The following is a 10,161-nucleotide window of genomic DNA, read 5'->3' on the forward strand; positions in this document are numbered from 1 at the left end:
CGCCTCCTAAAGAGTAACGGAGGCGCGCGATGGTAGGCTCAGAACGGTCGGAAATCGTTTGTTGAGTGCAATGGCATAAGCCTGCCTGACTGTGAGACTGACAAGTCGAGCAGAGTCGAAAGACGGTCATAGTGATCCGGTGGTCCCGTGTGGAAGGGCCATCGCTCAACGGATAAAAGGTACGCCGGGGATAACAGGCTGATGACCCCCAAGAGTCCATATCGACGGGGTTGTTTGGCACCTCGATGTCGACTCATCGCATCCTGGGGCTGGAGCAGGTCCCAAGGGTATGGCTGTTCGCCATTTAAAGCGGTACGTGAGTTGGGTTCAGAACGTCGTGAGACAGTTCGGTCCCTATCTGCCGTGGGTGTTGGAATATTGACAGGACCTGTCCCTAGTACGAGAGGACCGGGATGGACGTATCTCTGGTGGACCTGTTGTGGCGCCAGCCGCATAGCAGGGTAGCTATATACGGACGAGATAACCGCTGAAGGCATCTAAGCGGGAAACTCACCTGAAAACTAGTATTCCCTGAGAACCGTGGTAGACTACCACGTTGATAGGTCAGATGTGGAAGTGTGGTAACACATGAAGCTTACTGATACTAATCGTTCGATCGACTTGATCGTTCCCATTTCCCATATTCATTCATAAAAATAAAATTCCAGCTTCTCTTAATCTTTATGCATTTTGCCGACTTGGTGGTTATGGCGGAGTGAACGCACCCGATCCCATCCCGAACTCGGCCGTGAAACGCTCCAGCGCTGATGGTACTTTGCCTTAAGGCACGGGAGAGTAAGTCGCTGCCAGGTCTGCTAAATGCATAAAAAAATCTCATCAGTTAAAGTAAAATCAGGCAATTCTAAAAATAAAATACATAAAGAAAATGCTAAAGATAATAAAATAGCTTATAAAAGCCTTAGCGCGGGGTGGAGCAGCCCGGTAGCTCGTCAGGCTCATAACCTGAAGGCCGCAGGTTCAAATCCTGCCCCCGCAACCAAGGCTCTCATCATAATCTCTACAAAATAAATCCCAAAAAAATAAAATAAATCAAATACCTAGACCATATCTGCTCATTAACCATCTAAAAAAGGGAGACTGGCGCCGTGGATCATAAAAAAAGGCCAATGTTAGAAAGATAAAAAGCTGCACAGATTAGTACAGCTTTTTGTATGCTTGTTTTGAGAGGCGAGAAGATTTAAAGTTTGAAACTATCCCTACGGCTTCTGTAACCATAATAACCACAAACACTCGAAATTATGGCGCCTNTTTGCACATACATGCAGGAGTGTTGGCTCTTCCTCTACAAAGCCTGGGGTGAGGCTATGGACAAAATCAAATCCACTTACGCGAAAAAAAACAATGCAAGCTGTTACCAACGTGAGGCGTTAGATTATGCCCAAACACTATTCCCTCTAAGAAAAGGCGGCTAAAGATAGCTATACCTATCTTATTTTGCACGCGCCCTATCATGTTGCTTAAGCGCGAAAAAGGACAAAGCTCATGGCTTTCACAAAAAGGCTTCATACATCAAAACAAAATAAAAAATATAAAAAAACTCTCTCAAAAAAACACCAGAAAAATCTCTTACATATATCATGGCGTCATTAAAATTGGGATAGTCCTTTACTCCTTAAAAAAAGAAGATGGAGCTTTGTACTCTCATAGAAGGCGAGAGAGAAAGTGAAGAAGATAAAGGCTGGTGGAAGGACAAGGTTACAAGTGAAGAAAAAATGCTCGAATAATTGCACAAAAAACCATAAAAATATTTGGTGCTAAAATACCTCCTGATCATCAAGATAATCCTATCGCTTTAAAGGTGTCTCAAAAAAATCTCCATAATGTCAAATGCCCCCATTCCCCTTTATATGCCATCAAGATAAACACCAGGAAAGCATATGTTACTGTGCTCATATAGTCGAAGACAACGCTAGAAAAATATCTTCAGTATAAATAACATATTGCGCTTTCAAAAGCTAAAAACGTCAAAAAATGACACACTTCCCAATGCATTAAAGACCTGAAATAAATAACACTTGCAACCATTCTTCTAGCGAGAAGAAAACACATGCAAAGCTATAAAACATGAAAGTTTTGAGATAGTGGATGCGCGCAAAAGCCAATTTGTTCCTCCTATATAGGCTTTGAAAGTGCGGTATGATTTGCCATAATCACAGCTGCGTGCCTGAGAGAATTTGAGGGATTATGAGTACTATAATGGTGCTGAAGCGGCTTTCGGGAGCAAAATTATAGAATTATCCAACATCGATAATCTATGCTTAATCCTATGCAAATCTTATAATACGGAAAGATTACCCTATGGTGATAGGTTTAAAAAATTCCATAGCACATGTCTAAATCTTCATCCCCTCATTTTTTAGAAAAGTCGGGAGAGGCGTAATGAAGTGTAATTGAATGGGGTGTACCAATGTTAGAGCTTAAGGAGTCTCGCGGGTTAGTACTGTTTATAAAGATGAAGGCTGGAGTTAAAGTCTCAGCATAGTGGTGTTTTTAAACCAAAGCACATGCTCTATATTCTTATCATCATTGCAAATATTTATAGGTTTTCAACAAAGCATCTCATAAGTTTGTGTTTTTTTCCTTAGGCGATAGAGAGAGTACGAGGCAAAACAGTAAAAATACAGCGATAGAGAAGAGGAAGAATATGAGATATGTTTGGTTGAGAGAAAGAACTCCTTTTGTTAGCGTATGGAGTAAATAGCCAGAGAACACACCTCCTAAAGCGCCACCTATTTGCTGTAATATACGTGTGATAACTGCCGTATCTTTGACGTATAAAGGATTGACATATTGGATGGGGGCAGACAGGCATACAATGGTGGCAATACCAAGCCCTATACCTCTTAGTAAGAAACCCAGACCATCCATGCTTGTCTGATAGCCAAAGCATAATAAACCAAAGCTTGAGATTAGCAAACCAATTCCTATCATGAAAAAGGAAGATTTTTCTTTCCATTTTTGGTAAATAAATTTTCTGCCAATCCATGCTCCCACCCCTTGTAGTGCAAGGAGAGCACCGATGATGAGAAGGCTCTTTTCATGGGGCTCTTCTAAGGCGAGGGCTAGGGGAAAATAAACGAGAAAGCTATAAAAAAGAAAGGAAGCAATAAGCCCCATGATCATGAGCACTGTGTAGCGCACATTTGTAAATCCGCTAAAGACGATTAATTTGTTTTTTGCTTTTTGATTAGAAACAATGAAGAATATGAGAGAGATCACAGCTATCAGTGCTATGAGAGAGAGGATGTTGTTGTTAGCAATATTTCTGGCTTCTGTGAGGTAAAAAAACGAAATAAGGGATAGGGAAAAGGCTAAAAATGCCAGTAGATTAAATTTTGTTTTTGTTGTTTCGTTGGTCTTTAAATGTTTTGCTCCAATGGCAAGTGCTAATAAAATAAGCGGAATATTGATAAAAAACAACAACCGCCAAGAAACATATTGAGCAATGGAAGCACCCACCAGTGGACCAAAAGCAGGAGCGAAAACCGTGGGGACAGCTATGGTACCCATGGCTTGGCGAACGCGGTCTTGTCCAAATTGTAAGGCAATAATGGTTTGGCTTAGAGGCAGCAAGAGACCTGTTCCAAAACCTTGAATGATACGGGCAAAGATGATGCTTTGAAAATCATAGCTTAATCCCACCCCTAGTGATCCAAGCATAAAAATACAGTTTGCAAGCAGCCACGTTTTTTTGACGCCTATTCTCCCTTGTAGAAAAGCTGCCATCAACAGTCCTGGCACAGTGGCGAGGAAATAGGAAGTTACAACCCATTGTATATTTTTTTCTCCCGTTGAAAAATAATGTGCAAGATTAGGAAGGATGACATTAACAATGCTGCTATCCAGCAAGGGGAGTATGCTGGAAATAATGACGGTATAAATGACAGACTTTTCTGATTTGCTATAGGAATCTCTTTTTTGCATTCTTATGCCTCCTGCTGATATTCTTTACATTATTGGTTCTGTCCCATAAATCACAGGCTTTGAGAATGGATATCTGTTTGTGAAGGCTGTGTTATCGGGATGAATGTAATTGGGAGTGCCGATGGTCCCCTTGTGTATAACCCCTCTTCCTCCAAAATGAAGCCATCGGTTAAGTTGATCTCAATGAGTTTATCGAGGAGTCTATTTGCCGTTAACTCTATTTGCATGAGAGCAAAAGCAGAACCTACACAAACATGCCTGCCTGCTCCAAAGGCCAAATGGTTTGCAGTCTTTACAAGATTCATACCAGTTTTAACAGTTCGTTTACGTTCTAGTATAAAATTATTGGGTTCTATAAAAACATCAGGATCATGGTTAGCTGCTCCAATCATGCAAAAAACGAGAGAATTCGCCGGCAACGAGATCCCTCTGAACTCCATCGCTTGATTGGTTTGGCGTGGTATAAGCTGAACAGGAGAAGTGAGGCGTAATGTCTCTGCGATCGCATCGCCAAGAAGAGTCCTATCTTTTTGGATTTTTTCTAATTCGTTCGGGTTTGTGAGCAAATGATAAAAAAGATAAGCTAACGTTTTATCGGCAGGTTCTATGGCAGCCAATAACATGTTAAGGACAAGTGCAACTATTTCAGAAGTTGTCATACTGTTTCCATCATTTGTTTTTTGACATAAAACAGATATTAAATCTTCTGATGAATTTTGATCCCATTCTTCTATCAGTGGCGTTAGATAAGAAATGATACTTTTGCTGCATGATAAGCTAAAATCTTTTTCTTCATCTGATTGGTTAAGGCTAGTGACAAAAGACGCGACGCCCTTGTGCCACATTGATATATCCTTGTAGCGATCTATCGGTAGACCTAAGACCATTAATGTAACAAGTACGCTATAATCTTTACCGAATTCATTAATAATATCTATTTTTCCCTTGGCAAGATGTGGTATAAGAAGCTGATCTATTGTTTTTTCAATAATTGATGCATAGCGAGTACGGAACATTTTTCCAGTAAGTTTTGAAAGTACAGCTTGCCGTTTGCTGTGGTGTTCATGCCCCTCCATTTGGGCTAATACGCGATCGCCCATTACTGGCTCTGCTCGAACAGCTAAGGGAGCTGTTGTGAAGTGGTTATCCTTCAAAATTGCGTTGACATCTTCATATCGGCCAAAAAAATAAGCCTGAAGATTTTTATCCCAAAGAATAGAGTTTGAAGAATGTATTGTTTGGTATGTATGGTATGGATTTTTTTGAAAATTTTTGTCCATAATGTTGAATTTAATAACGTGGCGTACCATGTTTGTCCCCCTTGAATTTTTAATAATGAACAGGCTCTTTATTATAACTTTGTGTACATATAGAAACAATTCCATGTCCTTGTTGCCTATCAACACAGAGAGGCGATTCCTTACTAAGCAATAATTCTCCTACCGGCCATTCACGATGGTAGGCCAAAACTGAGTTTTCTCTATTAAGTAAAGATGGAGTGTTTATATAGAACGGTATCTCATTGAAAATATATTCAATAGAAATATTTATGATTTCCAAATCTTTTATTTCTTCAGTTGATAATCCCACGCTTTTTGCTCGGCTTCCAACTGCTTGGATTGACATTTTCTTACATAATTCATTAAAATTCGAATTTTTTTTGTATAGATCTATAGCTTTTGATCTTAGTGTCTTGTAACTTTCATTTTGTTTGTATTGAGAGAAATCAAGAATGCGAAATGATTTTTCTAAATTATTAAAATCCTGAATATTGTATAATATACGCCTTATGCGATTGAGCTCCTTTTTTGTTTTTTCTCTGCCTTAGCTTTAGTCGCTCCAGATGCTAATATAAGGAGCATTGCCGATTCTATATCTGGAAGCAATACGTCAATATCTTTGAAATCTTTCGCGCTCCAATATATGAGCTCAGTGATATATTTTTCTGAAAACCTTGAGTTGAATGGACTTATACCGATCATAAGATGCTGCTTCATTGCGATTAAACGAGAACAGTTTTCCGATTGTCCCCTTATAGAAAATGAAAAACAGTTATTGATATCTATTTCTTGTAAAGCTACACTCATACTTTCCCCCCCCCGCATTCTATTGTGATTATCACGGAAAATATAATTTACTTAAATTAATAACAAATATCGAACCATCCGAGTATATAATAAATACAGTGCAATGCAATATAATAAATACCGTGCAGTGCATCCAAAAAACAGGACCGAATAGCTGATTTGTTAAGTTACCATAAAATACACACGGGCATTTATACCGTCTTAGTTATGGATATAAGCGAATTTTCAAATTTGACGGTTGAGGTTTGATGTTTCTCCCATTTTAGCGCAATTTCTTGTGGAAAGCTTATGAAATTCTTCTGCATGATGAGACGCGTAGAAGTCAGGTTGCTTGAATTTACTTTTTTGCTTTTTTCATAAAAAGCAAGAGAGAGAAAAGCAGCGCTGATGGATGCAATGCTTAAGAGTTGCCAAACCGATAAGCCAAAAACAGCTTTGTTGTATAAGAGAGAACCGAAGTAACTGCCTGCCATTCCTCCAAAAGCACTTGATAAACTCATGATGCCAAATGCGCTCGCAATGATGCGTTCATCTATATTTGTGGCCTCATAATCGAGGCGTATGCGCATAATAATTTCGGCAAAGGTAAAAAGCACGATTGCTAAAAAGAGACTAAAGTAAGAAGGATTAAGAGCGTGGAGAATAAAGAATGAGAGCCAAAAAAATACAAAGGATAACACTATAGGCGTTTTGGAATTTTCTCGACAAGACCATCTTGAGACAGGTATTTGGAAAAAGATAACAATGAGGGCATTGAGGAGAAAAATATATGAGGGGGTGCTTTTCCCAAAAGTTTCGTCACTAAACAGCGGTATTGTGACTTCAAGTTGTATGTAAAGAAAGAGAAATAAAAACGTGAAAAATGCTACACGCAGCATTGTCTTGTTGGTAAGCAGATTGCAAAAATCAGAAAAATTTATTTTACTGCCTGTGTTGGTAACCCGGCTTTCTTTTAATGTACAGTTGATAAGCAATAATAAAATAAAGATGAAGCCAACAAGGCTAAATAAGAGTTGAGGATGAACTTTTAAAATAAGCATTCCAAGTAATGGGCCAATGGCAGTCCCTATGTTGGCAAAAATGGATCTGATGGCAAGAATATCAACTTTGTCAGCTTGAGAGACGTTTTTTACTAAAAAAGATTTTGCTGCGGGAAAATACATACTGCTTCCTAGTCCAATCAGGATACAGGAGAGAAGTAGGATGTAAAAATTATGCGTAAAACCAATGATAAAATAACCTGGAATCCGCAGCGCTAAACCCAAAAGCATGGTTTTTTTGATATGCACATAATCGGAAAGGATTCCTCCTAAAAGGGAGCCTGCTCTTTGGCACCAAAAAGCTATTCCAATGATGGTACCTACTTCTATCGCACTGAGCGAATTCAATTTGTTCAAGTAGATCGCCAAAAAAGGGACGACCATAAAGGCACCAATATTGCTCAAAAGAGTGGTGATGAGAATAAGGTGTACGCTTGCTTTGAAACTGAGAATTTTCCGTAACATTTTATTTTCAGTCACAATTTATTTGTTTTAAAGAATGCCTTTCATAGTGTTATTTTTGCAGCTATATCAGTGATAAAAAAAATCCCAATACGAGGTTGCTTCTATAAAACTGAGAATTTTTTGTTCCTATAAGGTGTGAGGTAGGAGACGTTTGTTGGTGTGCTCTCTATTTTAAGGGTATGTGCTTAAATATTCCAGTTGTTTTGGCCGTTAAAATATTTCACTCAAGTGTTTTTTGTGTCAATTCTTTGCCAAAGTATTCAAACTCTTTTCCCTTTGTGGGGATGCATATTCTCAAAATCCTTGAGAAATATTTTAAAAGGGAGATATTTTAAAAGTTTGGCAGAGTGCTTCATCAATTTGTTTCCTTGTGTTCACTGCAGCTTCTTTTTACAATTGCGAAGACATCGTTGGTTATGATAACTTCCTATCGTTCCCTCATGAGGAAGAGAGGGCGGTAGGGATCTTTTTAATCGATACTTCTTACATTCGGTCATTCTGATTTTTCTAAAGGTAGAGCGGTTGCATGCTCCTTAAAGAATGATGAGCAGATGTCCTTTAAATGCTCAGTTTTTAAAATCCTCTCTCAATCAGGGTGCGTCGTAATCTGGCAAAATTTCCCGTAAAGAGATCGCATATCTTGGAGATTTCCGTTTCGCTATAGATTTTTTCCATTTGAAAGGCTTGGGCAATTTTTGCCATGCTTGTTTTGCTTTTTGCAGCGCTTTAGCAATCAAGTGCGTGCTATCCCCCGTACCGATTTCAAGGATTGTGCGTGTTTTTGCCATTTGAATAGCGCGTAAATACGCTCAAGACTGTTTTCTGTTCTCATACCAGGTCTTATCAGGGGCATCTTTTGATCCTTATCATTTGATAAAGTGCAGCATTCTTGCTTTGACAAAAAATATTGTTGTTTGTTCTATAGGATCTTGTTGCATGATGTTATCGGTTTTTTTGCTTTAAAATATCAAGTTTCGGGAAGGGCTGTTCGCTGCTCTCTACTCAAAGAGTGGTTTATCAAAGTCTTATCGGTTGCTATGGGGCTGCAGGGGAGAGATAATAATTTGATTGGAATTTTTTCGGGATTTGATTAGGGGATGATTGTCATCTCCTTTTTGTGCAGGGGTTATCTGAGAGAAAAAATGGCAAAATCTGTTATGCATGATCATCTTCCTTTTTTGCAGAGTGCTGTTGACGATAAAGCCTAAGATGCCCGTGATCATAGTGGTGATGCCGATAAGAGTGCGTGTTGGGTGTGATGCACTTTTACAAAACCTGCACTGATAAAATCAATACACACGGCTGTTTGTATGATGAAGATATAGGCAGGCATTTGACTGTTTCGTTGTTCTTTCTGGATAGCTTTCATCATAAAATTTGCCATCAGTGCATTTTGTATACCGTTGGCACCCTCAAGGATAAAGAATGACAGCATCATTAGCCATATGTACTGTGTTAAAGAAAAGCAGAAAATTGCCAAGCCAATAGTTGCAGCAGCCAGTGATGCACCGGCGGCATTGCCAAAACGATGAAAAAGACTGGAGAAGCAGAGTGAAACAACCACAAGACCGAGACTGACCATGCTGCTGATTATGCCGTAGGTTTGTGCACTAAAGGAGAGTTTGGTGCGGATGCGACAATCGATAACACATTGAAAGCAGAGGTGAGGATGAGGGGAGCAAGAGCATAGACAACCTTTTTTACGCAAAAGCCTTGTTAAGTCTAGCTCCTTTTTGCTTTGCTGTGCCATGTTTGTTGTTGGTATAGGCACTTTTAAACTTTTAAAACAATATGTGGTGATCAAGGCTGCGCAGAAAACCATGGTGGAGAGTGCAAAGAGCCCTTTTTGTCCGTTTGAGAGACTATACAATAGCCCCCTAACAGTGGTCCGGCAATGTAGTCAAGATTACAAACTGTTTGGATAATGCGATTGATACGGTCTAATTGCTGATCACTTTTTGCGAAGTCAGGCACAGCAACAAGGATAGCAGACCAAAAGAGTGAACCAGCACAACCCAGTACAAAAGAAAGGCAATATAAAGCCAAAACTGGTTGGCGATTGCAGCTGTGGCTATGAAAAGTGCTTCAAACAATAAAACAACAGTCATTGTGTGTGCTGGCTGGAAGTGATGGAAAAGGCGCGGGGCGATGGGTCTTGCACAAATTGCTTCTATAAGCCCTGCAAAAAGCAGCATGGAAATGGAGGCTGTACTTTCTCTGCTAAATGTAAAGCAAATGTCACTTGAGCCGTTTCATTGGCAAAACTGCTTAAGCCCAAAACCAGAAAAAGTCCCATTTGAGCGAAAATAAGGGATTTTTTCTTTCTCACAATGCTTTCCAACATGCTAAAGCTTTTGCGGCTTTTAAAATTTCTTCCTGCCTATGTGGGAATGGTATATTTGGGGGCTTTGCTCTGTCTAATTTTTCCTGGAGATTAAGTTTGAGAAAGAAATTTTTTCGTTGCCATATTATAGAAGAAGCTTGTCAGGCAGGTATAAAAAAGCTGCACAGATTAGTACAGCTTTTTGTATGCTTGTTTTGAGAGGCGAGAAGATTTAAAGTTTGAAACTATCCCTACGGCTTCTGTAACCATAATAACCACAAACACTCGAAATTATGGCGCC

The 10,161-nt window shown here is 39.4% G+C and carries 5 protein-coding genes, 1 tRNA gene, 2 rRNA genes and 2 pseudogenes; 4 read left to right on the plus strand and 6 right to left on the minus strand.

Annotation, left to right across the window (positions count from 1 at the left end):
* The 3 genes from ABD909_RS01500 to ABD909_RS01510 all read left to right on the plus strand — a co-directional run.
* Positions 1-629 (plus strand): 23S ribosomal RNA (locus ABD909_RS01500); the annotation flags it as partial.
* 68 nt (positions 630-697) lie between these two features.
* Positions 698-812: ribosomal RNA gene (gene rrf, locus ABD909_RS01505) — 5S ribosomal RNA — on the plus strand.
* Between the two features lie 111 nt (positions 813-923).
* Positions 924-1,000 (plus strand) — tRNA-Met (locus tag ABD909_RS01510).
* 1,580 nt (positions 1,001-2,580) lie between these two features.
* Here the strand turns inward: ABD909_RS01510 and ABD909_RS01515 are convergent.
* From ABD909_RS01515 to ABD909_RS08580, 5 genes and pseudogenes are all read right to left on the minus strand, one after another.
* Entirely contained in the window at positions 2,581-3,945 is a 1,365-nt protein-coding gene (locus ABD909_RS01515) for an MFS transporter (RefSeq protein WP_345096201.1), read from the minus strand.
* A 50-nt stretch (positions 3,946-3,995) separates the two neighbouring features.
* A complete protein-coding gene (locus ABD909_RS01520) occupies positions 3,996-5,255 on the minus strand; it encodes a cytochrome P450, cyclodipeptide synthase-associated (protein WP_345096202.1) in 1,260 nt (419 codons plus the stop codon).
* A gap of 19 nt (positions 5,256-5,274) precedes the next feature.
* Positions 5,275-6,050 (minus strand): annotated as a pseudogene (locus tag ABD909_RS08575) (tRNA-dependent cyclodipeptide synthase).
* A gap of 173 nt (positions 6,051-6,223) precedes the next feature.
* On the minus strand, positions 6,224-7,552 hold the full coding sequence (locus tag ABD909_RS01535; protein ID WP_345096204.1) for an MFS transporter: 1,329 nt from the start codon (positions 7,550-7,552) through the stop codon (positions 6,224-6,226).
* A gap of 558 nt (positions 7,553-8,110) precedes the next feature.
* Entirely contained in the window at positions 8,111-8,239 is a 129-nt protein-coding gene (locus ABD909_RS08580) for a DUF2087 domain-containing protein (protein ID WP_425547910.1), read from the minus strand.
* A gap of 230 nt (positions 8,240-8,469) precedes the next feature.
* Here ABD909_RS08580 and ABD909_RS01540 point away from each other — a divergent pair, with 230 nt between their 5' ends.
* Entirely contained in the window at positions 8,470-8,631 is a 162-nt protein-coding gene (locus tag ABD909_RS01540) for a hypothetical protein (protein ID WP_345096207.1), read from the plus strand.
* Between the two features lie 75 nt (positions 8,632-8,706).
* On the opposite strand, the pseudogene ABD909_RS01545 reads toward ABD909_RS01540, so the two are convergent.
* Positions 8,707-9,881: pseudogene (locus tag ABD909_RS01545) on the minus strand (MFS transporter); the annotation flags it as partial.
* Between the last annotated feature and the right edge of the window lie 280 nt (positions 9,882-10,161).

It is taken from the genome of Bartonella acomydis (assembly GCF_039543025.1).
GTDB classification, from domain to species: domain Bacteria; phylum Pseudomonadota; class Alphaproteobacteria; order Rhizobiales; family Rhizobiaceae; genus Bartonella; species Bartonella acomydis.

What these genes read in the sequence shown, in the direction of transcription:
- ABD909_RS01515 (WP_345096201.1), bottom strand. Translation starts at nt 3,945, where the DNA reads ATGCAAAAAAGAGATTCCTATAGCAAATCAGAAAAGTCTGTCATTTAT.
- ABD909_RS01520 (WP_345096202.1), bottom strand. Translation starts at nt 5,255, where the DNA reads ATGGTACGCCACGTTATTAAATTCAACATTATGGACAAAAATTTTCAA.
- ABD909_RS08580 (WP_425547910.1), bottom strand. Translation starts at nt 8,239, where the DNA reads ATGGCAAAAATTGCCCAAGCCTTTCAAATGGAAAAAATCTATAGCGAA.